The organism is Arthrobacter sp. RCC_34 (assembly GCF_041360795.1).
GTDB lineage: Bacteria > Actinomycetota > Actinomycetes > Actinomycetales > Micrococcaceae > Arthrobacter_E.
Genome location: NZ_JBFUPW010000001.1, coordinates 1,402,585 through 1,428,041 on the forward strand (window position 1 = coordinate 1,402,585; position 25,457 = coordinate 1,428,041).

The window sequence follows — 25,457 nt, forward strand, 5'->3', positions numbered from 1 at the left end:
CGCGGGCCATATGCCGCCGGCCCCGTCGAAACGGGGCCGGCTGAGCTGATCCGGCCGCGACGGTTCCGGAGGGGACGCGTCAGTGGCGCGGCACCCCACCGGTGGAGTCGCCGGCGTCGGGCGCCACATTGCCGAGGACGCCGCCGATGCCCTTGAGGGCCTCGCCCACCTCGCTCGGGATGATCCAGAGCTTGTTGGACGAGCCTTCGGCGAGCTTGGGAAGCGTCTGGAGGTACTGGTAGGCCAGCAGCTTCTGATCGGGACGTCCGGCGTGGATCGCGTCGAAGACCTTCTGGATGGCCTGGGCTTCACCGTCGGCCCGCAGGATGGCCGCCTTCGCATCACCCTCGGCCTTGAGGATGGCGGCCTGACGCTCACCTTCCGCGGTCAGGATCTGGGACTGCTTGGTGCCTTCCGCGGTCAGGATCGCGGCACGGCGGTCACGCTCGGCGCGCATCTGCTTCTCCATCGAGTCCTGGATGGAGAGGGGCGGATCGATGGCCTTGAGCTCGACGCGGGAGACGCGGATGCCCCAGCGGCCGGTGGCCTCGTCCAGGACACCGCGCAGCTGGCCGTTGATCTGGTCGCGGCTGGTCAGAGCCTGCTCCAGATTGAGGCCACCCACCACGTTACGGAGCGTGGTGGTGGTGAGCTGCTCGACGGCCTGGATGTAATTGGCGATCTCATAGGTGGCCGCGCGGGCGTCCGTGACCTGGAAGTACACCACGGTGTCGATGGAGACCACCAGGTTGTCCTCGGTGATGACGGGCTGCGGCGGGAAGGACACCACCTGTTCGCGGAGGTCCAGGAGCGGCAGCAGCCGGTCCACGAACGGAATGAGGATGGTCAAGCCCGGGTTCAGCGTGCGCTGGTACTTTCCGAGCCGTTCCACCACCCCGGCGCGGGCCTGCGGCACGATCCGGACGGAGCGGATCAGCACGATCAGGACGAAGATCACCAGGGCGATCAGGAGGAAGGAGAGTACGACAGGTAAGGGATTGAACATCAGCAGGTGCCTTTCCTGGGTTGGCGGGACGGGCAAGCGCCTTGCCCGCTGAGAAAGTCAGGAAGCAGCCGTGGGCTGCTCGGGAAGTCCGACGACGGCGTGTGCGCCGTCGATGCGCAGCACCTGGACGGTGGTGCCGGTGAGGAAGCTGAGGCCGTCCGTCCTGGCACTCCAGACGTCGCCCCCGATCTTGACGAGCCCGCCCTGCGCGCTCACGGTCTCCACGACGAGGGCGGAGTCACCGATCAGCCGGTCGACATTGCTGAGGGAGTCCTTCGGCCCCTTGCGCAGATGCTTCAGCGCGATGGGCCGGACGAAGAAGATCATCAGGAGGGAGACCAGGCAGAACACGACCACTTGGAGCCAGAAAGGCGCTCCCGCGAGGGCGACGAAGAGGGTCACCAGGGAAGAGCCGGCCATCATGAGGAAGATCAGGTCGAGGCTGAGGAGCTCGATCACCCCGAAGACCAGCAACGTGACGAGCCAGAGGGCCCAGAGATTGTCGATGAGCCAGTCCATCGTGCCACCCCTTTGCTGTGGGTGAGACCAACGCCTCCTTCGGCGACGACTCCCCACGATCGTTTAAGCCATCCTAGTCACACCAGGCTCCCGGGGCCCTCTCGCGGGGGTCACGATGTGCGTTTCCGTGTCGGGAGGTCTGCCTGCTCAGGCCCGGCGAGGGCGGTAGGCGGAGAGGGTGAACGCCGCAGTGACCGGGGTGAGGTCGCCCAGGGTTTCGGTGCGGCGGGTGAGCTCGACGGGATCGAGGTGGTGCCCGGCAGGTCCCATGAGCGCGACGGCGGCGACGTCCACCGGAGTGAGCGATAGGCCGAACTCGAGCGTCCGCCGTTCGACCAGTTCGAAGTCCTCGCCCATGCCGGCGTCGAGCCGCTCAGTCTTGCCTTCCTCGATGTCCAGCAGCCCGGCGACGTCGGCGATCTCCCGGAGATGGGTGGGCAGCGGCGTCACGACGACGGCGACCCCGCCCGGCCGCAGGACGCGGCGGAACTCGGCCGGGTTCCGGGGCGCGAAGACCACCAGGAGGGCGTCGGCGCTGCCGTCGGCCAGCGGAAGCGGACGCCAGACGTCCCAGACGAACACCGCGGCGTCGGGGTTCAGGCGTGCGGCGCGGCGCAGGGCGAACTTCGAGATGTCGAAGGCGACCGCGGCGGGGGCGGAGGACCCGGGGTCCTGCGGGCTCAGTCGCGCGACCACCTGGTGGAGGTAGTAGCCCGTGCCGGCGCCGGCGTCGACCACGACCGGCAGGCCTCCGTCGCGCGACGGAGCCGTTGAGGCCATCCCGTCACGCACCATGCCGGTGAGTGCCTCCGCCAGGGGAGCGTAGTGCCCGCTTTCCAGGAATGCAGCCCGGGAGGCGGCCATGGCGGCACTGTCCGCCGTGAACGCCGTGCCCTTGCCGGTGAGGAAGTTGTAGTACCCCTGTTTGGCCGCGTCGAAGCTGTGGCCCGCGGGGCACTGGAGGCGCGGTCCCGGACCGGGCAGGAACGGCGCACCGCAGTGGGGACAGTGGAGGAGCGCCCTGACGACATCCCGCACGGTCAGAAACCCAGGCCCTTCCTGGCGCCGTCGATACCTGGCGCGGCCCAGTACTCCGCGTACTCCGGATTGAAGGTCAGGGATCGGGTGATGGCCTTGTCCACGTACAGTGTGCCGCCCAGATGATCGGTCTCATGCTGAACGATGCGGGCCTGCCAGCCGCTGAACTCCTCGCTGCGGGTCTCGCCCTCCGGGGAGGTCCAGTCGAGCCGCACGCGCTGGTGACGTGCAACGACCGCCTGCAGACCGTGGACCGAGAGGCACCCCTCATAGAAGGGAGCCAGCTCCTCGCCCACGCTGTGATATACCGGGTTTATCACGGCGAAATAAGGCAGTGCTTCACGGTGCCGCTCCGCGGCGACTTCCTCCGGGATGGGCCACTGGTCCTCCAGAACCGCGATGCGAAGAGGGATGCCCAGCTGTGGCGCGGCGAGTCCGACCCCCGGTGCCGCATGCATGACGGCCCGCATCAGGTCGAGGAACGCCGAGAGTTCCGCGGCGCTGAGCTGCCCGGTGAAGTCCATCGCCTGCTGCCGGAGGACGGGGTGGCCGGCCTGCACGATCGCGATCTCGTCCGGGGACTTCAGGAGCGCCAGGACCAGGTCGCGGATCTCCTCATCACTCAGGGTGGGGGCAGGGGCGGACACGGCTCTCCTCAGGTCAGGGGGCGACGGCTCGTCGGAAGGGCGGGCCGGCGGCACGGCTAGGATGCAGTCTATGACAGCTGAGACTGCCCGCCGGATCGTTCTCGACTATGTGCATGCCGTGGGCCGTCAGGCCCCTGTGGAGGAGCTCGCCGCCTTCCTGGCGCCGGACTTCCGGTTCCGCGAATGGCCCAACGCCCTGTCGCCCCAGGAGGCCACCCGGGACCGGGAACAGACCCTGAACGGATTCGCTCAGGCGCACCTCGTGGTGGGGGATCAGGAGTACACCGTGCAGCGGGTGCTGGCCGACGGCTCCGAGGTGGCCGTGGAACTGGCATGGCAGGCGGTGGCGCGGATGGACCTGCCCTACTGGAATGTGGGCGACACCATGAAGGCCCGCATCCTCTCCGTCTTCACGGTGCGTGACGGTCTCATCGTGGGGCAGGACAGCTTCGACAGCTACGAGACCTGAGCAACTGCTCGGGGCCGGTCCGTCCGTCCGCGGGGCTCAGTCACCGATCAGCGACCGCACCAGGGCCAGGAACTCACCCGTCTCCCGGCTGAGCGGCACTCTGGAAGGCCAGACCGCCCGGAGCGTCCGCGCCAGCACGAGACCGGGCACGGTCACGGCCGTGAGCCGGCCCGTCTGGAGTTCGGAGCCGACCGCCAGGCGGCTGACGACGCCGGGGCCCAGTCCCGCGGCCACGCTCGCCACGAGTGCGGCGTTACTCCCCACCTCGAGCCGTGACGGTCCGGTGTCGCCTCGCGCATGGGCCGCAAGGGCCCGCTCGGCCACCTGCCGTGTCCCGGAGCCGGCTTCGCGGACCACCAAGGTGGCGCCCGCGAGCTCCTCGGCACCAACGGTTCCGCGTCCGGCCCAGGGGTGCGAGGCCGGCACGACCACCACGAGGTCGTCCCGTAGCAGATCCAGGTAGTGGAACCCCGTCTCGATGGTGGGCCCTTCGACGAAGCCGAGATCGACGCTGCCGTCGCGCAGCCGTTCGAACACGGACGCCGAATTGCCGACGTCGAGGGTGATGGAAAGGGAGGGAAGCCGCTGCTGGGCGGTCGCCAGCCAGCCGGGCATGAGGTGTTCGGCCACCGTGAGGCTCGCACAGATGCGGAGGCTGCCACCCTGGCCGGCGAGGGCGTCCACGGCGTGGGTCACCCGGGTCGCCGCCGCGAGGACTTCCGAGGCCAGACCCGCCAGCACCAGGCCACGGTCGGTGAGGCGGCTTCCCCGCGCGGACCGTTCTGCCAGAGGGAAGCCGGCACTGCGTTCCATGGAGTCCAGCAGCCGGGACGCGTTGGGCTGCGCGAGTCCCAGAAGGCGGGCCGCAGCGCCGATGCTGCCCGCTTCGGCCAGCGCGTCCAGCAAGCGGAAATGGCGCAGATCCCAGTCTCGTACGGTCATATCACCAGCATATGGCTCCATGCCCGTTTGCCGTCTACTGGCCGTCGACCGTCGTTGACAGCATGGAAACATGCCTACCGCTCTGCAACGTCCCGGACTGCTCCTCTCTGGAGCCGTGGCCCTCGTGGCCTGTGTGATCTCCCACCTCGCTCCGGGAGTGAGTGCGCTGCTGATCGCGATCATCGTGGGGGTCGTCGCGCGCAATGCCGGCATCCTGCCCCGCACGAGCGAACCCGGCCTGGGCTATGCCTCCCGGGTGCCGCTGCGCCTGGGCATCGTGCTGCTGGGCCTGCAGCTGTCCCTGCCCGAGCTGTTCGCGCGTGGCTGGGGAATCCCGGTGCTGGCGGTCCTCGTGGTCGGCGTCGGCATCGTGGGGACGCTCGGCCTCGGCCGCCTGCTCGGGGTGGAGCGCAAGCAAGCATTGCTCGTGGCGTGTGGATTCTCGATCTGCGGAGCCGCCGCCGTCGCCGGCGTCGAGTCGAGCGTGGATGCCCGCGAGAAGGAGACGGTGACCGCCGTCGCACTCGTGGTCCTCTTCGGAACCCTCATGATCCCGCTGATCCCCGGCCTCGGAGCCCTCCTGGGCCTCAGCACGGACCAGACGGCGCTCTGGGCGGGCGCGTCGGTGCATGAAGTCGGGCAGGTGGTCGCGATCGGAGGTCTGCTCGGCGGGGGAGCGCTTGGCCTGGCGGTCAGTATGAAGCTCGCCCGCGTGCTGCTGCTGGCCCCGGTGGCGGCCATCCTCGGCGCCCGTTCACGCGCGCTCGCGCCGGAGGGTGACGTGAGTCAGGGCGCCACGTCGAAAAACCCTCCCGTGATTCCCCTCTTCCTCGTGGGGTTCATCATCGCAGCGGTGGTCCGGAGCATTCTGCCGGTGCCGCACGAGGTGCTGGCGCTGGCCTCATCAGCCCAGGAATTCCTGCTGTCGGCCGCCATGTTCGCGCTCGGCGCCGGAGTCCACGTGAAGTCACTCCTGTCCGGCAGCGGGAGGCTGCTCGCTCTGGCCGCCGGGTCCACGGCCCTGGTCGCGGCCCTCGGGCTGGGTGGCGCCCTGGTGATCGCGTAGAAGACCGCCGTTGCTCAGGCGACGGCGAGCAGCCGCTCCAGATGCCGCTCCACGCGAGTGGCCAGCACGGAAGGAGCGGGACTCCCGGAGACGCTCCACAGGTCCTCGGCGACCAGGCCCTCCAGGAACGTCACGAGGTCCTGCGCAGCCTCCCGGGGTTCCCGAGCCCCGAGACCGGCCATCAGACCCTCGGCCAGCCGGCGCGAGAACAGACAGTGCGCCAGGGCGCTGCGGAGTCCACCCGGCAGCGACGTCTCACCAAGCAGAGCGGTCCGCGCGAGAGCCTGATCGCGTCGGACCGTCAGGAGCAGCTCCACTTGACGGGCGACGACGGCGGCAGCCCCGGGAAGGCCATCGCGCCTCAGTGCCCCAGGGCCGGCGTCCGCCGGGCCGGGGAGACCCCGGTCCAGTTCGGCGCGGGACCGTTCCGCGATCCAGCGGGCAGTCGCCTCCAGCAGAGCGTGCCGTGTCCTGAAGTAGTACGAGACCGAACCGAGCGGCAGGCCCAGGCTCCGGTCCACCGCATGGTGGGTCAGCCCCCGCGCGCCATCCCGCGCCAGCAATCCCACCGCAGCCTCGCAGATCGCGTCTCGCCGGTCCTGTCTCATCACGCCGCCTCCCAATCCTCTGTAGATGTCATCCTCTGTAGATGTCCATTTCCTCTATAGATGTAGAGTACTGGCATGCTGTCCCGCCTGTTCCGTTCCATCGGCGAAACCTCCGCGCTGCCCACCGCGGCAGCGGTCCGTCGGAACGTCCAAGCCCAAGGCCGGCAGCTCGACGAAGCCCAAGAGGAGGCCCTCGACCGGCTGGAAGCAGCCGGCTCAGCCTCCATCTACCTCTGGGGCGCCGTCGGCCGCGGCAAATCCTGGTTACTGGAGGAGCACTTCACCCTCCTCCCGGTGGAATCCCGGCAGCGCGTCCACCTCCACACCTTCCTCAGCGGACTGCAGTCCGCGCTGGCAGCCGCTCCCGGACGCGCCGAGCACGTGCTGGCGGACTACCGCACGGAAGCCCCGGTGTTGCTCTTCGACGAATTCCTCCTCCATGACGTCGCCGATGCCCACCTCTTGAATCGCTGGCTCCCGCGCGCGCTCGGGGCCGGGGTGCGGATCCTCGCCACATCGAATTACCCACCGCACAGCCTCCTGCCCGATCCGCTGTTCCATGAAGCCGCCCTGCCGGCCATCCGGGCGATCGAATCCGGCTTCCAGGTCATCGAGCTGACAGGGACGTGGGATCACCGGCGGACCGGGACCCCGGACGGACCAGGCCGGCCGGGCTGGCTCAGAGGGCCGTACACGCCGTCCGACAGCAGGGGCCGTGCCGGAGGTTCGCAGGAGCTGAAAGTGCCTCTCGGAGGCGGCAGCCGGAGCCTGCGGGCAGGGCTGACCCGCGATGGCGTTTTCGTCGTGGAGTTCGCCAGGCTCTGCGAAGACCCGCTCTCAGCGCAGGACTATCTGGTCCTCGCACGGCAGTGGAGGACATGGGCGGTGACCGGGGTGCCCGGCGTCGAGCGCCTGGAGCGTGAGCCGGCACAGCGCTGGGCGCACCTGGTCGACGTGCTGTACGACGAGCGGGTGGACGTCCTCTTCGCGTCGGAGTCCCCGCTGCCGTCAGAGGAGGAGCTGGCCCTCCGGGTGCGGGACGCCGCGCGGTTCGTCAGCAGGCTGCGGCATCTTGCGGAGCGCCCGTTCGCGTAAATTCATAAAATTCATAGAATTCACACAAACTCATCGCTAGACTCACCCCATGAAGAACCCGTTCCGCCCGACCGCCGGGGCCACTCCGCCTGAACTGATCGGCAGGGAAGGCCTCCTGGACGAGTTCACGTACGGACTACACCTGGGCTCGGGCGCGCCGGGTCTGCTGACCATCTTCACAGGTGTGCGAGGTGTGGGGAAGACCGTCATGCTAGGCGCCGCCGAGGATGCGGCGTTGGAAGCCGGCTGGGCGGTCATCTCCGAGACTGCGACACCGGGATTCGTGGCCAGGATCGGCGAGCACATGCGCCGGCTCACCCAGGAACTGGGGGAGGGGCGGGCGGCCCGGCGGGTCACCGCACTCTCGGTCGCCGGATTCGGGATCACCACGCAGCTGGCGCCCGAGGAGCAGGTCCAGTGGCGTGATCAGGCGATCGCCCTGCTCGCCCTCCTCGCCGAGAAGGGAACCGGTCTCATCCTGACCGTGGACGAGATCCACGCCGCCAACCGTTCCGAGCTGGCCCTCCTGGCCGCCGACGTCCAGCACCTGATCCGGGAGTCGCTGCCGATCGGGCTCGTCTTCGCGGGGCTGCCCTCCGCCGTCTCGGACCTCCTCAACGAGGGCGTGGCGACCTTCCTGCGCCGCGCCGACCGCATCGACCTGCATGCCGCCGCGCTCGACGACGTCGAACGGTCCCTCCGCGACACCCTCGCCGAAGGCGGCTGGGCACTGGGCACGGATCAGGCCGCGCGGGCCGCCGAGGCGACGGGCGGGTACCCCTTCCTCATCCAGCTGGTGGGGTACTTCCTCTGGAAGGAAGCCGAGGTCGGGCCGCTCGGCGACGAAGCCGTTCAGCGCGCGGTAGCGGCCGCACGCCGTCGTCATGACCGGACCGTGATCGAAGCGGCGCTGGCCTCCGTCTCGCCGAGGGACCGGGAGTTCCTCGAAGCGATGGCCGAAGACCCGGACGGGATCTCCACCAGCGGGGACATCGGTCAGCGGATCGGCATGAGGGCCAGCGCCGTCGGCAACTACCGGACCCGGCTCATCGATGCCGGTCTCATCGAGGCGGCGGGACACGGGAAACTGCGGTTCGCCATTCCCGGGATGGCGGAGTACTTCCGGGGCGACTGACCCTGGCGCGCCAGCAGAACACGAGCAGAACACGAGCTCAGTGCAGCACACGGTCGGCGGTCTCGCGCAGCGCGGCCGCGACGGAATCGAGAGCGGCCGAGCCCACCGCCCACTGCTGCCAGTGAAGGCTGACATCCACCGTGTTGCCGGCATCCAGCACGACCAATCGGCCCGCGGCACGGCCCTCCTCGGTCTGGATGTCCGGCAGCATCGCCCAGCCGAGCCCCAGCTCGGTCGCCTTGACGAATTCCGAACTGGAGGGGACATGAGTGCACGGCGGATCCAGGATCTTCTCCGGGCTGTGGAGAGCCAGAAAGCGGTCCTGCAGGCTGTCTTTGCGGTTGAAATTGAGCATAGGGGCACGGGAGAGCCTGTCGGCACTCAGACCCTCGGGGAACCAGCGGTCGCGGAATTCCGGACTCGCCATGGCGTGATACCGCATCACCCCCAGTGACGTCACGCGGCAGCCCGGCACCGGGCTCGTGTCCGAGGTGATCGCCGCCATCGCAACACCCTCGCGGAGCCACGCGGTCGTGTGATCCTGATCGTCCACGAGGATCTCGAAACGCACCCCGGGCACGGTGGCGAGGGCCGGGAGCACCCAGGTGGCGAGCGAGTCCGCATTGACCACCAGGGGGATGCGCGCCCCGTGCGGGTCCTCCAGCCCGAGCTCCACCGCCGTCTCCTGTTCCAGGAGTGCGATCTGACGTGCCAGACGCAGCACCGCCCGACCGGGGGCCGTGGCCACGGCGGGCTTGGAGCGCAGGAGCAGTACCTTCCCGACCTGTTGTTCCAGCGCTCGGATGCGCTGGCTGATCGCGGACGGCGTGAGGTGCAGGGCGGCGGCTGCGGCGTCGAAGGTGCCATGTTCCACGACGGCGCTCAGGGCGCGGAGCTGATCGGGATGAGCTATCACATGAATGATTCTAATGATCCTGAAGAAGGATTAGCTTCACTTCCGGCCAGGGCGTGGATAGCGTGAGCGGGTGATTTCCCCTGATATCCCCGTGCTTCTCGCCGGCTTCGGCGCCGGACTGTCCCTCATCATCGCCATCGGCGCGCAGAACGCCTTCGTGCTCCGCCAGGGTCTCCTGCGAGAGTATGTGGTGCCGGTCGTGCTGCTCTGCATGGGCAGTGACGCCGTGCTCATCCTGGCCGGGATCTCGGGAGTGGGCGCGGCGATCGAGGCAGCGCCGTGGATTCTGGTGGTGGCGCGCTGGGCCGGTGCCGCGTTCCTTCTGGTCTACGCCTTCACGGCGGCACGGCGAGTGATGAGCAAGAGCTCCCTCCTCTCCGCAGAATGCGGAGGAAGCGCCGGTCTCTGGGCGACTCTCGGCACGGTGGCGGCCCTGACCTGGCTGAACCCGCACGTCTACTTGGACACGGTGCTGTTGCTCGGCTCTCTGGGTGCTGCGCACGGGGAGGCGCGGTGGTCCTTCGGCGCGGGTGCCGCGGCGGCGAGCGTCGTCTGGTTCAGCCTGCTGGGTTTCGGCGCTCGATTCCTGGCCCCGGTCTTCGCCCGACCGGCCGCTTGGCGCCTCCTCGACGCGGCCATCGCCGTGACGATGCTGATCATCGCCGCGCAGTTGGTGTTCCTGCACTGATCCGCTCAGGCGACCAGTTCGACCTCGAAGCCCTGCCCGTTCACCAGGTACAGCGCGGTGTGCTGCGGTCCGCCGGCATGCGGGTAGACCTCTGGAAAGAGCTCCTGCCAGTCGTGCGCCGCGGCGTCCCGGCGCAGCTCATCGAGCAAGGCTCGTCCTGGAACCGTGAAGGCCACATGGTTCAGCCCCGGACGGAGCCGGTCATGCGGTTCGTCCAGCACCGCGGGGGACTGCTCCAGCACCAGATAGCTTCCCTCCGGATGCCGCCAGATCCTGCCCTGCGGCCAATCTGTGGAGTCCTCTTTGACGAAACCGAGGCGGGACAGGAGCCAGTCGAAGGACGGCTCGGCCCCGGGAAGATCGCGAGTCCAGAGCTCGAGGTGGTGGAAGATCGGCACACGGGGAGTCTAGCCTCCCGCGTTTCCGCTCCGTCTGTTGCCGCTCTGACCTGCTCGACGAAGGGGCGGCCGCGGGATCTTCGCCCGCGACCGCCCCCTCCACGTCACTCTCCGCTGCTGAGGTCCGCGACGCTGTAGCTCCACAGCTCGGCGGACACTCCCACCGGGCGCTGGCGCGCGCCGTCGTCGTCTCCGGAAGGGCGGTGACCATGACCGAACGACGCCGACTCGCGCCACGCGTTGAAGCTCTCCTCATCGGCCCAGCGGGTCAGCACGAGCCAGACGTTGCGGCCGTCGGACGGCTGCAGGAGCTCGAAGCCCTCGAAGCCGGGCTGGCCGTCCACCGAGGTGGCGCGGGCGGCGAAGCGTTTGGCGAGCTCGTCGCCGGAGTCTGGGGGAACGGTGATGGCGTTGATCTTGATGACACTCATGAGTCCATTCTGCCTGCTGCGTCAGGGATGCTGGACAGCGCCGACCGGATCATCGTCCGGCTGGGAGATCCAGAGCGTGCTCCCTTCCGGTCCGGGGCACGGGACGTGCAAGGTCCTGCCGAATGTCTCGTCAATAACATCGTGCTGGATGCCCGCGTTCAGGAGGCGCTGATGGCAGCGCTGCAGATCCGAAGTCCCGACGGCGAATGCGGCGGCGGGCGCTCCGGCGTCGCCGATGTGCACCAGCACCGTTCCCTCCGCGGCACGCAGCGTGATGGTCTGACCATTGGTCTCGCTCAGGTGGCGCTTCAAGCCGAGGTGCTCGAGTTCGGCCGCGGCCCCGGGGACATCTGCGCTCATCCTCAGAGCTTCCACCCAGGTGTCCAGGCCGGCCCGCTCGGAGCCGGAGGGCGTTCGAGGGTCCACGAGGAACCGCAGGCCGTCCGCCGTCGTGACCTGGACCGATTCACCGTGCCCCGCGAGATGACGCTCGACGCGCAGGGCAGGAGTGGACGGCACGGCCTCCAGGAAGGCTTCAAGGCTCTCCGTTTCAAACCCCAGGCTCACGGTGCCGTCCGGGTAGTCGCCTTCGGCCGCGTGGAGAGCGACCCGCCCGCTGCGGAATCCGAGGACGGTCCACGACGGGTCGTTGGTCAACCGGACTGCGCCGAGGCACTCCAGCAGGGCAAGCCACTCGTCGCAGTGTGTGGTGTAGACGATAGGCCTGACGGTCAGTTCGGGGATCATGGCTTCTCCTTCAAGTATTCCGACAGGGCGTTCTCCACGAGGGCTGAGAGCGAGACGCCCTCATCCACCGCGCGATGCTTGACGGCTTTGATCAGCTCCGGAGGGAGGTAGACGTTGAACTGCACTTTCGGCTGTTTCTCTGTCATGCGAGCATGCTAGCAAGTTAGCCGTGCGAATGGGAAGAGTCTTGGGGACCCTCGATCGTCAGGTGAGTCCTGGGCGCGGCTCAGCGCGCGCCCACCCGCCCCACCCACCCCACTCGGCGGCGTCGATCACGCAGAAGCGGTTGCCTTCGGGGTCCTCCATGATGAGGTAGTCGGCGTCGTCAGGCCTGCCCGCCCAGTGGACGAGGCGCGCCCCCAGCGTCTCGAGCCGTTCGACCTCCACCGCCTGGTCCTCTGCGTACAGGTCGAGATGGAGGCGCGGCGGCAGCATGCGGTCCGAGGGCGAAGCGTCCAGCGACACATTGGGGCCGCGCCCGTCAGGGGAGTGGAGCAGGACGAAGTCGTCGCCTGGCGGCTCCCTCACCACATAGTGGAGCGCCGCGGACCAGAAGGCGGTCTGCGCGGCCAGATCGCGAACACGGAACACCACCGAACCGATGACCAGCATGATTCGAATCTAGGCTTCACGAGCGGGGGATCCAAGGCCAGGGCAGCACCTTCTGGCCAGCAGAGGCCTTGTCCGCTGGGCACGGGACTGCCAGACTGGGCCGCTATGGAGGGCTTGACCTGGGCGGAGACCGATGAGATGTTCTGCGCGTCCACCGTGCTCCTCGAGGGAGTCAGTGATGTCGCGGCCGTACGGGCGGTCGCCCTCCGCCTCGGCGTCGATCTCTCGTCCGTGCATCTGGTCGATCTCGGAGGAGTGACCAACGTTCGGCGGGTCCTGCTGGAGATCGTCCACACCAGGCCCGAATCCGACGTTCTCGGTCTCTGCGACGCCGGCGAGGTGCGCTTCGTGCTGTGGGCACTGGAAGCGGCAGGCCTCGGAGTGGCTCACGAACGTGAGCTGCCCTCCCGAGGGTTCTTCGTGTGCCACGCCGACCTCGAGGAGGAGTTGATCCGCGCTCTGGGGACGGCCCGGACGGTGGCGGTCATCGAAAGACTCGGGCTCGGGCCCAAGCTCGCCACGCTGCAGCAGCAGCCCGCGTGGCAGGGCCGGCCCCTGGCCGACCAGCTTCACCGCTTCTGCGGGGTCGCGTCAGGACGCAAGGAGCTCCTGGCCGGTGCTCTCGCGGCCGAACTGGAGCCGAGCGAGGTCCCGGATCCTCTCAGACGACTGGTCGAGAGGATGGCCCGGGCCTGATTCCGGCGTCCGGCACGGCGTTGCCGGTCGACCCCGCCAGGATCCCCAGAAGCTTCAGCGACTCCTCGGCCGGGCTGCCCGGCTCCGCCGTGTACAGGAGGATGCGGTGTCCCGAGTCGTCGGGGGAGTCCAGCACCTCGAACGACAGCTCCAGTTCACCCAGCTCGGGGTGCTTCAGCAGCTTGACGCCCGAGACGCAATTCTGCACGGGATGCCGGGACCAGAGCCGGGCGAACTCCTCACTGTGGAGCGTCAGTTCACCGATCAGCGCGGCCAGCGCGCCGTCGTCGGCCCGTCCCGCCAGCAGGCGCAGCGATGCGACGGCGCGGGACGCTTCCTCGGGCCAGCGCGAGTAGAGCTCGCGCGTGTGCGGGTCGAGGAAGAGAAGCCGGTGCAGATTAGGTCTCGTCTCCGGCACGGCAGGCGCCTCGAAGTCCAGATGGCCCGCCACCAGGCGGTGCCCCAGCGGATTCCACGCGAGCACGTCGCCGAGACGGCCCAGGACGACGGCGGGCACTCCCGTCATGGCCTGAACCAACCGGATGGTGCCCGGCCGGGCTGCATCCGGGCGGGCCGGCCTGCGACGGCCAGGCCTCTTCGTCGGCCGGGCCAGATCGAACAAGTGGATCCGTTCGTCGGCACTCAGGCGGAGGGCCCGGGCCAGAGAGTCGAGCACGGCATCCGACGCATTGGTGCTGAGACCTTGTTCCAGCCGGGTGTAGTAGGTCAGGCTCACCCCGGCGAGCATCGCCAGCTCCTCGCGCCTCAGCCCGGGCACGCGCCGCACCCCGTGGTGCAGCAGGCCCACGTCATCCGGCTGGATGCCGGCGCGGCGGAGCCGAAGGAACTCGCCGAGTTCGCTCTGAGGATTCATGGAAGCCATTCTGCCCCGTGGAGAGGCGGCTGTCCTGTCCCTGGGAGTGCTAGGCAGGGCCGGGTCTGGTTGCGATCCGGCAACCGCCGCACAGTGAAGGCACCGCCACCTGAGGCGGGATCGACCCCACGAGCAAGGAGCCATGGCATGACCATTCCCTCGGGACCGCACACGGACAGCGGGACGCCCGCCGCCACACCGGACGGCGGTGCGAGCCCAGGCGGCGGCGACACGAGCACCACGATGACCCGGCACCAGCGAATTGCGCTCGTGGTGCTGCTGACAGCGGGCTTCACGCTCGCCGTCGACTTCTCGATCCTCAACGTCGCGCTTCCGGTCATCGGCAGAGAGGTGGGCTTCGCGCTGGAGAATCTGCAATGGATCGCCACGGCGTTCTCGCTGTGCGCGGCCGGACTCACGCTGCTGTCCGGACGGGTCGCCGATCTGCTCGGCCGACGCCGAGTGTTCTTAACCGGCATGGCGCTTCTCGGCATCTCATCGCTCGCCGGCGGGATCGCGTCCGAACCGGCACTGCTCCTGGCGGCCCGGGTGGGGCAAGGCGTCGCCACGGCGCTCGTGATCCCGTCCGCCCTGGCGCTGCTCCTCGCCGCCTTCGAGGAGGGCCCGCTGCGGGAGAAGGCCCTGGGTCTGAACGGCGCGCTCATGGCGGCGGGGTTCACCACGGGAGCCGTGCTGGGCGGCCTCCTGACCGACATTTTGAGCTGGCGCTGGGCCTTCTTCCTCAATATCCCGGTGGCCCTCGCCGTGCTGATCGCCGGTCCGCTGGTACTCCACGAGAGCCGTCCGGCCAAGCGGCAGACCCTGGATGTGCCCGGCGCGATCACCGTGACGCTCGGCCTGTTCGCACTGGTCCTCGGGCTCACTCAGGCCGCCGAGACCGGCTGGACCTCACCCTTCACGCTCCTCGCGCTGGGGGCCGCAGCCGTTCTGTTCTTCTCCTTCGTCCTGGTGGAACGGCGGGCCGCCGCACCTCTCGTGCCCCTATGGCTGGTGCGCCGTCCGGCCATCGCGTGGGGTAATCTGGCCGGTCTGATGGCCTTCGCCACCGAGACGTCCCTCGTGTTCCTCCTGACCCTCTACCTGCAGCGTGTCCTCGGGTACAGCCCGCTCGGCGCAGGGTTGTCCTTCGCGGTCCTGGGTCTCGGCACCGTCCTGGGTGGTCTCCTGGGGCCCCGGGCGATCGCCCGGTTCGACACCAAGGGGGCGTTGGCCGGAGGTTTCGCCGTGCAGGCCATCGCCACCGGCATCCTGGTGCTGCTGCGTCCGGAACCCGGGTCGATCATCCTCCTTCTGATCGCGACCTTCGTCGGCGGAGTGGCCAACCTCGTGGTCATCGTCGGCTTCACCGTGACTGCGACCTCGGGACTGCCCGACAGCGAGCAAGGCCTCGCCACCGGTCTGGCGACCATGAGCCAGCAGATCGGGATCACGCTCGGGATCCCGATCATGAGCGCCATCGTCACGGCACACCTGGCCGGAGCGGGCGCCGGGGCCGCCGGACCGGACGCGATCCTGGGCGGCCTCTCCACGGCCATCATCGTCAACGCAGGCGTCTGCCTGGCGATGGCCGTCCTGCTCGCCGTCTTCCTGCGGCGGCCCGCTGCACGCGAACAGACTGTGAACTGACCGACGACGACGGCGGCGCCGCACCTTGCTCACGGCCGGCGGCCCGCCGTCGTGCACGGTCAGCTCACCCGGTAGGCGGTGTAGCGCACGGTGTCCGCGTCACGCAGACCTGACGCGATGAACAGGGACCGTTCCAGGTGGGCCCACCGCGGCGTCGACGTCTCGATCGACACGGTCGTCCGGAAGTAGAACTGGTCCGGACCGGGCTGATCACCGCGGGCCAGGGCTTCGGCTGCTTGAGGACTGGGGATACGGAGACCTTCGGCGTGGAGATACAAGAGGTCGCCGTCCTCGGTCCGGGCGCTGTAGCGGGCATCGATCTCGCAGCCGCCGTCCGGACGGATGCGCTGCCAGTCCGCGCCACCTTCAAGGATCTCCGCCACCAGCTCACCGGAGATTTTCCCACCGAGGATCGGCACCACGCGGCGGTGACCGGCGCGGGTGACGCCATAGTCGGCCGGTGCGCCGACCCTCACTTCGACATCGAAGGCCGCTTCCAGGCCGGGTACGGGAGACAGCACTGTCATGATGTGACCCCGGAGTCCGGCGCACGGCCACCCGCGGCGACCAGGTCCCGCAGCGTCTCCAGCACCGGAACCGCCGCGACGAGGACTTGCTGATCCTCGGGGGTCAAACGCGCGACCGCCTCCAGGATCACGGTCGTGGACGTGGCGTCAAAGGACTCGAAGTGGAGGAGTGCGTCCTCGGAGGCACGGACCTGAACTCCGCGTCCGTCCTCGGGGCTCGGGCGCCGGCTGATCAGTCCCGCCCGCTCCATGGTGGCGAGAAGGTTGCTGACGCTGGACTTGCTGAGGCCCAGTGTCGTGGCGAGTTCCCCGGGCGATATCGCGGTTCCGCGCGGCAGGGCGCGCAGGATCTCAACCTGGGCATCCGGGATGTCGGGCAGATCGGCACGGGCGCGGGTCACGGTGAGCAGGGTCCGGCGGAGCGGCGAGACGACGGCGGCCAGTCGTGCGGCGTCGACGATCATGCCCCGGCTCCCACACTCAGCGAAGACCGCGCATTGAGCTGCTCCGGGTGGAAACCTGCGGCACGCTTGTAGGACGCCGCGATCTCCTCGAGCTCCTCGGCCGGGATCACGTCATGGATGTCCTCAAAGCCGTCGGGAGCCCGCTCGTAGGCCAGATGCATGACACGTTCCGGACCGGTCTGCCGGGTCATCTCCAGAAGTTTCGCCGTGACGGGGCGGCGATCCTCCTCGTAGCGCTGCAAGGCATCCTCGATCGTCGCCGCAGTCGCGAGGTGATGGGCCAGCGTGCGGGCGTCGAGGATGGCCTGGGAACCCCCGTTGGACCCGTTCGGGTACATGGCATGGGCGGCGTCCGCGAGGAGCGTGGTCCTGCCGATGCTCCAGCGGGGAAGTGTATTGCGGTCCACCATGGGGTACTCGAGGATCTCCTCGGCACCGGCGATGACACCCGGCACGTCGAGCCAGTCGAAGGACCAGCCGCGGAACAGCTCGGCGATGGGAGCGGGGTCGACGGCGCGGTTCCAGTCGGCGTCCGCCGAGCCGGCCACGCGGCGCTCGGCGATGAAGTTCACGCGTTGAGTGCCGGTCGCCGGGTCGAGTGGTTCGAGAGGGTAGGCGACGAACTTCTGCTCGCCGTCGCCCGCCATGATCATGGTGCGGCCGTCCAGGAAAGGGGCGACTCGCGCCGTTCCGCGCCAGAGCGTGAGGCCGCTCCAGACGGGCGCGCCGTCTTCGGGATAACGGAGGGCGCGCAGGGCCGAGTGGATGCCGTCCGCGCCGATCAGCACGTCGGCGTCCACGTCCACCGGACCGTCCGCGGTGTCAAAGGTGGCGGTGACGCCGTCGGGTCGGTCCTGGAGCGCAGAGAGTCGGTGCCCCGTCCAAACCACGTCACCCAGCCGCTCCCGGACCGCTTCGTAGAGAGCGAGCTGCAGGCGACCGCGGTGCACGGACAGTTGGGGCCAGCGGTATCCGGCGGCCAGCCCGCGCGGCTCGGACCAGATCAGTTGGCCATGCCGGTTGAAGTAGCTCAGCGCCTCCGGTCCTACGCCGAGGCTACGGATCCGCGCGCTCAGGCCCAGTTCGTCCAGCTCCCGCACGGCATGGGGCAGCAGATTGATGCCGACTCCCAAGGGCCGGATCTCACGGCTGCGTTCGTAGAGAACGACGTCCCGGAGGCCTGCCGCCTCGAGACTGAGGGCGAGGGCCAGGCCGCCGATGCCGGCCCCTGCAATGGCGATGCGCATGAAGACTCCTTCGTCTGTGATCTGCACCACGGGTGATGAAGATAGTTTTGCATCTGAACTATTTTGCCGCAAGAGGCGAGCCGGGGGAGAGGGGCGGGCACCACGGAGCCCCGGACACCAAGGTGGTGTCCGGGGCTCTGTCAGGGGTGATGGCGACCGGTCTAGAGCGACGGCGGCGTGTGCCAGATCCGGTCGATGTAATCCCGCATCGAGCGATCGGAGGAGAAGAAGCCGCAGCGCGCGACATTGAGGATGGCGGAACGGGTCCAGGCGTCCTGGTCGGCGTACGCGGCATCCACGGTGCGCTGAGCTTGGAGGTAGGAACCGTAGTCCGCCAGCACCATGAAACGGTCGTCGTAGAGCAGATTGGAGACGATCGGTTCGAAGGTCGAGCGGTCACCGCCGGAGAACGCGCCGGACGCGATGAGGTCCATCGCGCGGCGGAGATCCTCATTGCCCTGGTAGAACTCACTGGGCCGGTATCCCTTGGCCCACAGCGCCGCGACTTCCGGTTCGGTCATGCCGAAGAGGAAGAAGTTGTCATCGCCCACGAGTTCACGGATCTCGACGTTCGCGCCGTCGTCCGTGCCGATGGTGAGGGCGCCGTTCAGGGCGAACTTCATGTTGCCGGTGCCCGAGGCCTCCTTGCCGGCCAGCGAGATCTGCTCCGAGAGGTCGGCAGCAGGGATCACGCGCTCGGCGAGGGTGACGTTGTAGTTGGGTGGGAACAGCACCTTGAGCCGGCCCTCGACGCGCGGATCCTCGTTCACGACGGATCCGACCGCGTTGATGAGGTGGATGATCCGCTTCGCCATCGCGTATCCCGGGGCGGCCTTCGCCCCGAAAATGAACGTGCGTGGGGTGATGTCGGATGCCTTGACCCGGCCGGACTGCACGCCCTCGTACAGCGTGACGATATGCAGCACCTGGAGCATCTGCCGCTTGTATTCGTGCAGACGCTTCACCATCACATCGAGCAGGTGGCCCTCACCCACCACCAGGCCGTCACGGAGCATCAGCTCATCGCGGAGCCGGTCCTTGTTATGGGCCTTGACCTCGGCGAATGCCGCGCGGAACGCGGGATCCTCCGCGTGCGGCTCAAGCTCTCTGAGGCGGTCCAGGTCCGTCTCCCAGCCGGAGCCGATCGTGTCCGAGATGAGGGAGGAGAGCCCCGGGTTCGCCAGGCGGAGGAAGCGGCGCGGCGTCACGCCATTCGTGACGTTGGTGAACTTGCCGGGGAAGAACGCCGCGAAGTCGGGCAGCACCTTGTCGCGGAGCAGCTGGGAGTGCAGCTCGGCGACGCCGTTGACCTTGGATCCGGCGACGGTGGCCAGGTAGGCCATGCGGACGGAGCGTTCCGGGTGCTCGCCGATGATCGACATGTTGCGGATCCGCAGCTCGTCGTCGCCGAACTGTTCCCGCACCGCTAGGAGGAACTCCTCGTTGATGCGGTAGATGATCTCCAGATGGCGGGGGAGCAGGCGCCCGAGCAGGTCCACCGACCAGACTTCCAGGGCCTCCGGCAGGAGGGTGTGACAGGTGTAGGCGAAGCACTGGCGGGTGATCTCCCAGGCTTCGGCCCATTCGAGGCCCCGCTCGTCCACCAGGACGCGCATGAGTTCGGGTACCGCGATCACCGGGTGGGTGTCGTTGAGCTGGAAGATCACGCGCTCGGGCAGGTTCTTCAGGTCGAAACCCTTGGCGAGCTGGCGGTCCAGGAAGTCCCGGATCGAGGCGGCCACGAAGAAGTACTGCTGCTGAAGGCGCAACTCCTTGCCCTGCGGGGTCGAGTCCTCCGGGTACAGCACCTTGGAGATGTTGGACGCGAACGTCTGGGCGCGCACGGCCTCCGAGTACTCGCCGGAGTTGAAGGTGCGCAGATCGAAAGCGTTGGTGGCTTCCGCACTCCAGAGGCGCAGGGTGTTGACGCGGCCGTTGCGGTATCCGGGCACCATGTAGTTGTAGGGGACAGCCTGGACGTCCCACGCCGGGATCCAGCGGGTTTTCTGAGTGCCGTTGTCCTCGTAGGTTTCGGTGTGGCCGCCGAACGAGATGGTCTGAGCGGCTTCGGGGTGCGGGAATTCCCAGGGGGAGCCCATGGCCAGCCACTGATCCGGTTGTTCAGCCTGCTGGCCCTCGACGAACGTCTGACGGAAGATGCCGAATTCGTAGCGGATGCCGTACCCGATGGACGGGACGCTCATCGTGGCAAGGGAATCGACGAAACAGGCCGCGAGGCGGCCGAGACCGCCATTGCCGAGGCCCGGTTCGACCTCAAGGCGGCGGAGCTCATCGATGTCGATGCCGCAGGAGGCGAGGGCTTCGGTCGCGATCTCATTGAGGCCGCTGGCCAGGAGGTTGTTGTCGAGCTGCCGGCCCAGGAGGTACTCGGCGGAGAGATAGCAGACGCCCTTGGCCTGGCGCTCATGCTGGCGTCGCTGGTCCTCCAGCCAGCGGGCCATGAGGTAGTCCCGCACGGTCTGCGCCAGCGCCAAGTAGCGGTCGTTATCGCTCGACGTCGACAGCGCCACGCCCTGACGGAAGTTCAGGTTGTTGAGGAATTCTTGGACGAACCCGTCCACGGTGCTGGCGGGTGGGGCCACCGGCCCGAGTGCGAGCGGGTGAGAAACAGGAGTGTCAGACATGGCACGACGCTATAGGACGCAGGTGTCCGCGAAAGTGTCTGTCGAGAATATTTCGGGCGGCTGTCATGTAACGATCCAGGTGAGCGCCGAATGATCAGAAAGGCGCAGGGGAGGGGCGTGGTGGGCACAGGCGGGGCCTCTCAACGCGTTCAGGACACCGTTCGGGTGCTGACGAGGACGACGCCGTCGCGGTGATCGATCCGGTCCGGAAGGTAGCGCAGCACCACGCGCTGCCCGACGGAGAGGCTGCCCTCAATGGACTGGATCGTCCGGCGCATCCGCCCCTCATGATCGGCGAAGACGACGGTCACCACAGCACCGATCGTGTCCTCTGAGCCTTCCTGGCCCTGCCTCAGCCATGGCTCCGAGCTCTCGACGACGCCGATCGCCTCACGTCCGGAACGCTGAACCCGACGGCGGCGCCTCGCCTGGCGGATGAACACCGCAGCCAGGAGTCCGATCACCTCAGCGACGACCACCCATACGGCGACGTCGAAGAATGTGTCAGGCCAGAGCGCATGCACCGCGACAAGTGATCCGCCGATGATCACGAGCACACAGACGAGAGCGATCCAGCTGACACCGACGGACGTGTCAAGCGTGATGTCTCGGTCGGCGGTCATCGAAGAACTCTCCACATCTCTGCCGCGGCGTTCCATGAGCAGTCGTGGAGTCAGGCTAAGCGAGAATGCCGCGCGCGACCAGAGCTTGGTCGGCTACTGCTGTGGAGATGCCGACGTCGCCGCAGCAGCTACACGACTGTCCGTTCTCGATTTAGTTGGTGTATGTCACCTATTAAATACGCCAACTAAATTGAGAGGAAATTCTCGATTTGTAGCAAGATATATGGTGATTCCGTAGCAGTCGATTGAACCGGGTCAATGGTGTCGTTCCGCGGGCTCGACAGAGCACCCTCGGGAGGTCCAATCCAGACGGTGCATGAGCGCACTGAATAGCCTGTGTGCGTGGCTGCTCGATTGACCGCCTACGTGAGGTCTGGTTTACATATCAGACAGGCCTCAACGTCACTCTGACCTTCCGCCTCGGGGAGGCAAAATGAACTTTCTTGCGCCGTGCGGTCGTGTGCTGGCGAGCCAAGAGTGGATTGAGCATGCTGTTAGAACCGCGCATGCGCACAGGTCGTGACGGCTTCGGGCGCATTGAACCACAACGGTGTACTGCAGCACCTGTTGGCTGGAGCCGGATAGACGTGTCGGCTCTATGCAGTTTGAGCTTTCCGGGGCTGGCGGAGTCCGGCCAGCAAGACCAGGACGAGGATGCCCATGGTGCACGCGATCATGGGGGTGAGAGGTGCACCGAGAAGAGTGTCGGCGGCGAGAACGATTGCGGGCAGGGCGGAGATGATGAAAGCCGACGCCAATGGCTTGGCCTTGGTGATGCCCCACTGCAAGAGCAGGATCGGGAGGCTGATGCCGATCACGGAAATGCCGGCGGCGCCGATGAGCGTCTCCAGGCGTTGGTGGGTGTCGATGATGGTGGGTAAGGCGATGGCGCCGCAGAGGACCCAGGCCAGGTGGAACCGTGCGGCGCTGATGCTCAGGGCGTCGATTCCTCGGCCGGCCAGGCGACGGGAGATCAATAGCACGCCAGCTGCGCAGGCTCCGGCTATCGTGCTGAGCAAAATCCCGGCGATTTTCAGGCCCGGGTCAACGGTGGCGACGCCGAAGACAGCGACAGCGACGGCTGCAGCCGCGAGGAGCACGATGGTCGGGTGTAGGAGTGTGCGGGGCTTCCGAGTGGTGCCCAGGAGCGCCATGGCGACCGCGATAGGGCCGAGGCCGGTTTCGATGACGCTCGCGGCGGTTGCCGGGATGAGTGTGGCGGCGACGTAGAAGCAGGCGAATGCCCCGGCGGTGACCAGATTCAACACAATGACCTCGGCACGGCTCATCCGGAGGGCTTCCCCGGCGCCGGACGGGGTCCGCTTGGCGGAGGTGACCTTTGCTATCACGCCGATGAGGGCGGCGAGGAGGAATGCGGTGAAGGTGGAGTATGTCCCGAGTGCCGGGGAGATGGTGTGTGAGACCAAGGCGGTTCCAATGCCTTGCCAGATGACGGCGACGGCGACCACGGCGGCGCCCGCGCTGGCAGAAGTGGTTCGCATTCGTTGTTTGGGGGTGGTGGTCGTTGATGCAGGTGATGACATGAAGGTGGTCCTTGTAAGGCCTAGGTGTGAGCCGGCTGCCGGTGGGCGTGCCGGGTCTGACGAGGGGTGTTGAGCTGATTGATGACGCGTTCGGCTTGAACGACCGCCGTCCGGACATAGTTGACCACCGGGAACCGCGAGCCAGTGGGAGCTCCGACTGCCCACACCCGGTTCCTGGCGGCGCCGGGCATACGAACACTCAGGTCCACCGCGATTGGCAGGACGCCGGCTGAGGAGGTGGCGGTGATGCCATCATCGGTCAGCGTCCAAGGCGATCCTTGATGGCCGAGCGCGCTGACGACGGCATCGAACGATTCATCTCTCCCGGGGCCCCAGCTTGCTATCCAGCGCCTGTCCTCACGGCGTAGCGAGTGAGGCGTTCCACGAACACTGATCAAGCCCTGTTCGGCGCCTGTGAGCAACGCTTGGGCGCTTTCAGCCGGGATGGCCGAAACGTACCGGTTCAGGTAGCGGGCAGTGATCGCCTTGAGGCGCTTGACTGTGGCTTCAGGCAGTGCCGGCCAGAGAAGGTTCGCCTGTTCGATCATCGGACCCACCAAGTCTTGCCACTCACTCCGCCCCGTACGGGCCGCGTCCAACTCCTGGCGAAGCAGGGACAGCGGGTCCTGCGAGAGGGATTCTCCCGGATCTATAGCTCGGGGGAGTGAACTGAGAATGTGACGCAGGAACTTCTCGGGGTGTTCCGAGGCGCACAGAAAATCGATGAATGCACTGTGCTCAGTATCGGGCGCACTCGTCCCAGCCCAGTGGAGCGCAAGGTCTGTCCTGACAGAGGGAAGCTGCCCCGATCGGCTCACCATCATCGTGGAGGCCTGATTCTTCAGGCATGTCTTGACGGCATCCACAGCGGAAAGCTTCGAGCCCAAGATCAAAACACGGGCACCGGGGTTGGCGGTGAGCACCTGAGTGAACTCGGTGGAGTACGGAGTGGTGAAGTATCCCTCGGAAGGTTCTGACGGTAGCGCAGACAGCGTCCGGGGCCGGCCCGGGCCAGTGCACAGGATCACGTGATCAGCTTCTATGACTGCGTCGGAGGCGAGGGCGATTCGCGGCCGGCCGAGCGGTTCCTGGGTGATGCCGGTCACCGTATCCCGGATGTTGTTCACTACAGTTCCGCGTTCGTCGAAGCGGCGAAGAGCAGCATCGAAAGTCTCCGCGAGGTAGCTGCCGAAGACACTGCGACCGGTGAAGGTCGCGGATGTGTCGATACCTCGGCGGGCGAGCCAGCTCGTGTAGTGCTGCGGGTCGCCAGGAATGAGTGACATCGTGTCGTTGCTGGTGTTGGCCAGATGCCACTGGGCTGCCCCGGTGAAGGCTTCGGAACAGCCAGGGACGTCCTGACTGATGATCGAAATCTCGGTCGGGTTTGCTGTGAGCAACTGGTGAAAGACCGCAGTGCCAGCCACTCCGGCACCGATGAGTGCGATATGCATAACAGTTCTCCCTCAGACGTGAGCGGGAGTGGCCGGCGCCATCGTGAAAAGAGCCCCGTCAAGTTCCATCAATCGGGCCTGCTGCAGATCCTGAACCACTTCCTCCGTGCTGGGGCCGGAGAAGAAGACCAGCCCGTGGGATGCCGTGGTGACCCGGTTGTAGAGATCGACGATCTCGCCCGGCGCCGGCTGTCGGGCCACCAGCGAGAAGGAGGGGAGCTGTTCCAGCAGCTCCCAGTGCGTGCTGACCAGGACCCCGGAATGGGTGGGCTGGGGCATGTGCCAGGCCACGCAGTGCTCTGCCTGGCCACGATCCTTGACAGCGGCGGCCTTCCGAACACCACCGGCGATGCAGTCGGCCCACAGCGATATCTGACTGAACCCGCGCGCCGGAAGGTAGACCTCGTCCGGGACCACCGGGCCCATGGATCGGCCGTTGTACTCGATCAGAACCCAACCCTCTGGAGTCAGACGCATTTCAGTATGCGAGGCTCCGAAACGCACCCCGAGGGCGTCGTTGACCGCGAACGCGAAATCTCTCGCCGTTTCGAACAGCTCGCCGGACTCCGGCAAGGTGATCGCATTGTAGATGTGGGGCCGGCCGTCCTGCTCCAGCAGGCCGTAGACGAAGAACTCGGTGACGAGGTGTTCGGCATCGGTGGTGACCGTGTTGACGAAGTACTGTTCCCCAACAATCCGTTCTTGGACAATGCAGCTCGTGTTCCGAACACCCAGGAGGTTTACCTTGCCCAGCAGGCCGGAAACGACCTCACGGATCTCCTCCTCAGAGTGGCAGATGATGCACGAATCGCTGCCGGCGCTGGAGGCCGGTTTGACGACCACTCCATTAGCCAGGCGCGCCACTTCGGGCCGGATAGCCTCAATCTGATCGACCGAAGTGATCCGCCATGACTGCGGTACCCGAAGGCCAGCCTGACCGCAGGCCAACACCATCGCGTCCTTGTCCCGGCGCGCCCAGATCAGCTCAGGATCGTTGCACGGCAGCCCCGCTCGCGCAGCCAGCACCTCAGCCGCCACGACCCCGTAGTCGCTCCCAGCAATAATGTGATCAAAGCCACTGGTGAGAGCCAGTCCCTGAAGGGCGGTTTCGACCACGGTCTCCGTCCAGGCCTCCGCCGCCGCGGCGGGTTCATCTTGGAAGTACGACAAGACATCATGCCCTTGTTTCTCAAGGTGAGAGACGAGCTCTGGACCGCTGGAGAGCGGATCAATGACAAGTACACGCACAACATTCCCCAATGTTTGAAAAACGCCCGGCATCTGCCAGAACCTTGCCGGAGGCTACGTGGGCCCGATGCGAGTTTCCAGTCAAGTCGTCAGGAGGAGCGAAACATACCCGAATAATGTGGCCTACACCACGCGTAGCGTCAGTTGCGCAAACCCCGGAGAAGCCGAAAG

The 25,457-nt window shown here is 67.3% G+C and carries 28 protein-coding genes; 7 read left to right on the forward strand and 21 right to left on the reverse strand.

Annotated elements, in window-relative coordinates; all coding sequences use genetic code 11:
• Nucleotides 1-79 precede the first annotated feature (79 nt).
• The 4 genes from AB6732_RS06625 to AB6732_RS06640 form a co-directional block, all read right to left on the reverse strand.
• Nucleotides 80-1,006 (reverse strand): SPFH domain-containing protein, encoded by a 927-nt coding sequence (locus AB6732_RS06625; RefSeq protein WP_370959210.1) that lies wholly within the window; start codon nt 1,004-1,006, stop codon nt 80-82.
• A 57-nt stretch (nt 1,007-1,063) separates the two neighbouring features.
• Nucleotides 1,064-1,525: an NfeD family protein gene (locus tag AB6732_RS06630; protein WP_066212481.1), complete on the reverse strand. Its 462-nt coding sequence runs from the start codon at nt 1,523-1,525 to the stop codon at nt 1,064-1,066.
• 147 nt (nt 1,526-1,672) lie between these two features.
• The gene (locus AB6732_RS06635) at nt 1,673-2,563 is read right to left on the reverse strand and encodes a putative RNA methyltransferase (RefSeq protein WP_370959211.1); all 891 of its coding nucleotides are present in this window, start codon (nt 2,561-2,563) and stop codon (nt 1,673-1,675) included.
• 2 nt (nt 2,564-2,565) lie between these two features.
• Nucleotides 2,566-3,210 carry a peptide deformylase gene (locus tag AB6732_RS06640; RefSeq protein ID WP_370959212.1) on the reverse strand — a complete coding sequence of 215 codons (645 nt, stop codon included), beginning with the start codon at nt 3,208-3,210 and terminating at the stop codon, nt 2,566-2,568.
• A gap of 70 nt (nt 3,211-3,280) precedes the next feature.
• On the opposite strand from AB6732_RS06640, the gene AB6732_RS06645 reads away from it, so the two are divergent.
• A complete protein-coding gene (locus AB6732_RS06645) occupies nt 3,281-3,679 on the forward strand; it encodes a nuclear transport factor 2 family protein (protein WP_370959213.1) in 399 nt (132 codons plus the stop codon).
• Nucleotides 3,680-3,715: 36 nt separating this feature from the next.
• On the opposite strand, the gene AB6732_RS06650 is transcribed toward AB6732_RS06645, so the two are convergent.
• Entirely contained in the window at nt 3,716-4,621 is a 906-nt protein-coding gene (locus AB6732_RS06650) for a LysR family transcriptional regulator (protein ID WP_370959214.1), read from the reverse strand.
• A 70-nt stretch (nt 4,622-4,691) separates the two neighbouring features.
• Between AB6732_RS06650 and AB6732_RS06655 the strand changes: the two genes are divergently transcribed.
• Entirely contained in the window at nt 4,692-5,687 is a 996-nt protein-coding gene (locus AB6732_RS06655; RefSeq protein ID WP_370959215.1) for a YeiH family protein, read from the forward strand.
• 14 nt (nt 5,688-5,701) lie between these two features.
• On the opposite strand, the gene AB6732_RS06660 is transcribed toward AB6732_RS06655, so the two are convergent.
• A complete protein-coding gene (locus AB6732_RS06660; RefSeq protein WP_370959216.1) occupies nt 5,702-6,295 on the reverse strand; it encodes a TetR/AcrR family transcriptional regulator in 594 nt (197 codons plus the stop codon).
• Between the two features lie 75 nt (nt 6,296-6,370).
• Between AB6732_RS06660 and zapE the strand changes: the two genes are divergently transcribed.
• Complete coding sequence (gene zapE, locus AB6732_RS06665; RefSeq protein ID WP_370959217.1) at nt 6,371-7,390, forward strand: cell division protein ZapE; 1,020 nt, start codon at nt 6,371-6,373, stop codon at nt 7,388-7,390.
• A 49-nt stretch (nt 7,391-7,439) separates the two neighbouring features.
• Nucleotides 7,440-8,525, forward strand: a complete 1,086-nt coding sequence (locus tag AB6732_RS06670) for an AAA family ATPase (protein WP_370959218.1) — start codon at nt 7,440-7,442, stop codon at nt 8,523-8,525.
• Between the two features lie 37 nt (nt 8,526-8,562).
• Here the strand turns inward: AB6732_RS06670 and AB6732_RS06675 are convergent, their stop codons facing one another.
• Nucleotides 8,563-9,441: a LysR family transcriptional regulator ArgP gene (locus AB6732_RS06675; protein ID WP_370959219.1), complete on the reverse strand. Its 879-nt coding sequence runs from the start codon at nt 9,439-9,441 to the stop codon at nt 8,563-8,565.
• A gap of 70 nt (nt 9,442-9,511) precedes the next feature.
• On the opposite strand from AB6732_RS06675, the gene AB6732_RS06680 reads away from it, so the two are divergent.
• Nucleotides 9,512-10,129 carry a LysE/ArgO family amino acid transporter gene (locus AB6732_RS06680; protein WP_370959220.1) on the forward strand — a complete coding sequence of 206 codons (618 nt, stop codon included), beginning with the start codon at nt 9,512-9,514 and terminating at the stop codon, nt 10,127-10,129.
• A 5-nt stretch (nt 10,130-10,134) separates the two neighbouring features.
• Here the strand turns inward: AB6732_RS06680 and AB6732_RS06685 are convergent, their stop codons facing one another.
• From AB6732_RS06685 to AB6732_RS06705, 5 genes are all read right to left on the reverse strand, one after another.
• Nucleotides 10,135-10,527 (reverse strand): VOC family protein, encoded by a 393-nt coding sequence (locus tag AB6732_RS06685; protein ID WP_370959221.1) that lies wholly within the window; start codon nt 10,525-10,527, stop codon nt 10,135-10,137.
• A gap of 104 nt (nt 10,528-10,631) precedes the next feature.
• Nucleotides 10,632-10,958 (reverse strand): antibiotic biosynthesis monooxygenase, encoded by a 327-nt coding sequence (locus AB6732_RS06690; protein ID WP_370959222.1) that lies wholly within the window; start codon nt 10,956-10,958, stop codon nt 10,632-10,634.
• 21 nt (nt 10,959-10,979) lie between these two features.
• Entirely contained in the window at nt 10,980-11,705 is a 726-nt protein-coding gene (locus AB6732_RS06695) for a hypothetical protein (protein ID WP_370959223.1), read from the reverse strand.
• Nucleotides 11,702-11,851, reverse strand: a complete 150-nt coding sequence (locus AB6732_RS06700) for a ribbon-helix-helix protein, CopG family (RefSeq protein ID WP_370959224.1) — start codon at nt 11,849-11,851, stop codon at nt 11,702-11,704. Before AB6732_RS06700 ends, AB6732_RS06695 begins: the two co-directional genes overlap by 4 nt.
• Before the next feature lie 58 nt (nt 11,852-11,909).
• A complete protein-coding gene (locus AB6732_RS06705; RefSeq protein ID WP_370959225.1) occupies nt 11,910-12,317 on the reverse strand; it encodes a VOC family protein in 408 nt (135 codons plus the stop codon).
• Nucleotides 12,318-12,422: 105 nt separating this feature from the next.
• On the opposite strand from AB6732_RS06705, the gene AB6732_RS06710 reads away from it, so the two are divergent.
• Complete coding sequence (locus tag AB6732_RS06710; RefSeq protein WP_370959226.1) at nt 12,423-13,013, forward strand: hypothetical protein; 591 nt, start codon at nt 12,423-12,425, stop codon at nt 13,011-13,013.
• Here AB6732_RS06710 and AB6732_RS06715 read toward each other — a convergent pair.
• Nucleotides 12,979-13,887 (reverse strand): helix-turn-helix domain-containing protein, encoded by a 909-nt coding sequence (locus tag AB6732_RS06715; RefSeq protein ID WP_370959227.1) that lies wholly within the window; start codon nt 13,885-13,887, stop codon nt 12,979-12,981. The genes AB6732_RS06710 and AB6732_RS06715 overlap by 35 nt on opposite strands.
• Before the next feature lie 243 nt (nt 13,888-14,130).
• On the opposite strand from AB6732_RS06715, the gene AB6732_RS06720 reads away from it, so the two are divergent.
• Complete coding sequence (locus AB6732_RS06720) at nt 14,131-15,534, forward strand: MFS transporter (protein ID WP_370959610.1); 1,404 nt, start codon at nt 14,131-14,133, stop codon at nt 15,532-15,534.
• Nucleotides 15,535-15,593: 59 nt separating this feature from the next.
• Here AB6732_RS06720 and AB6732_RS06725 read toward each other — a convergent pair whose 3' ends face one another.
• The 8 genes from AB6732_RS06725 to AB6732_RS06760 form a co-directional block, all read right to left on the reverse strand.
• The gene (locus AB6732_RS06725) at nt 15,594-16,061 is read right to left on the reverse strand and encodes a DUF3237 domain-containing protein (protein ID WP_370959228.1); all 468 of its coding nucleotides are present in this window, start codon (nt 16,059-16,061) and stop codon (nt 15,594-15,596) included.
• Nucleotides 16,058-16,525: a MarR family winged helix-turn-helix transcriptional regulator gene (locus AB6732_RS06730; RefSeq protein ID WP_370959229.1), complete on the reverse strand. Its 468-nt coding sequence runs from the start codon at nt 16,523-16,525 to the stop codon at nt 16,058-16,060. Before AB6732_RS06730 ends, AB6732_RS06725 begins: the two co-directional genes overlap by 4 nt.
• Entirely contained in the window at nt 16,522-17,772 is a 1,251-nt protein-coding gene (locus AB6732_RS06735; protein WP_370959230.1) for a flavin-dependent oxidoreductase, read from the reverse strand. The genes AB6732_RS06730 and AB6732_RS06735 overlap by 4 nt, the downstream gene beginning before the upstream one ends.
• A 161-nt stretch (nt 17,773-17,933) precedes the next feature.
• The gene (locus AB6732_RS06740) at nt 17,934-20,417 is read right to left on the reverse strand and encodes a glycogen/starch/alpha-glucan phosphorylase (protein WP_370959231.1); all 2,484 of its coding nucleotides are present in this window, start codon (nt 20,415-20,417) and stop codon (nt 17,934-17,936) included.
• Between the two features lie 149 nt (nt 20,418-20,566).
• Complete coding sequence (locus AB6732_RS06745; RefSeq protein WP_370959232.1) at nt 20,567-21,040, reverse strand: hypothetical protein; 474 nt, start codon at nt 21,038-21,040, stop codon at nt 20,567-20,569.
• 596 nt (nt 21,041-21,636) lie between these two features.
• Complete coding sequence (locus AB6732_RS06750; protein WP_370959233.1) at nt 21,637-22,542, reverse strand: EamA family transporter; 906 nt, start codon at nt 22,540-22,542, stop codon at nt 21,637-21,639.
• 62 nt (nt 22,543-22,604) lie between these two features.
• Nucleotides 22,605-24,038, reverse strand: coding sequence for an FAD/NAD(P)-binding protein (locus AB6732_RS06755; protein WP_370959234.1), 1,434 nt, complete (start codon nt 24,036-24,038; stop codon nt 22,605-22,607).
• 12 nt (nt 24,039-24,050) lie between these two features.
• Complete coding sequence (locus tag AB6732_RS06760) at nt 24,051-25,319, reverse strand: ATP-grasp domain-containing protein (RefSeq protein ID WP_370959235.1); 1,269 nt, start codon at nt 25,317-25,319, stop codon at nt 24,051-24,053.
• Nucleotides 25,320-25,457 lie beyond the last annotated feature (138 nt).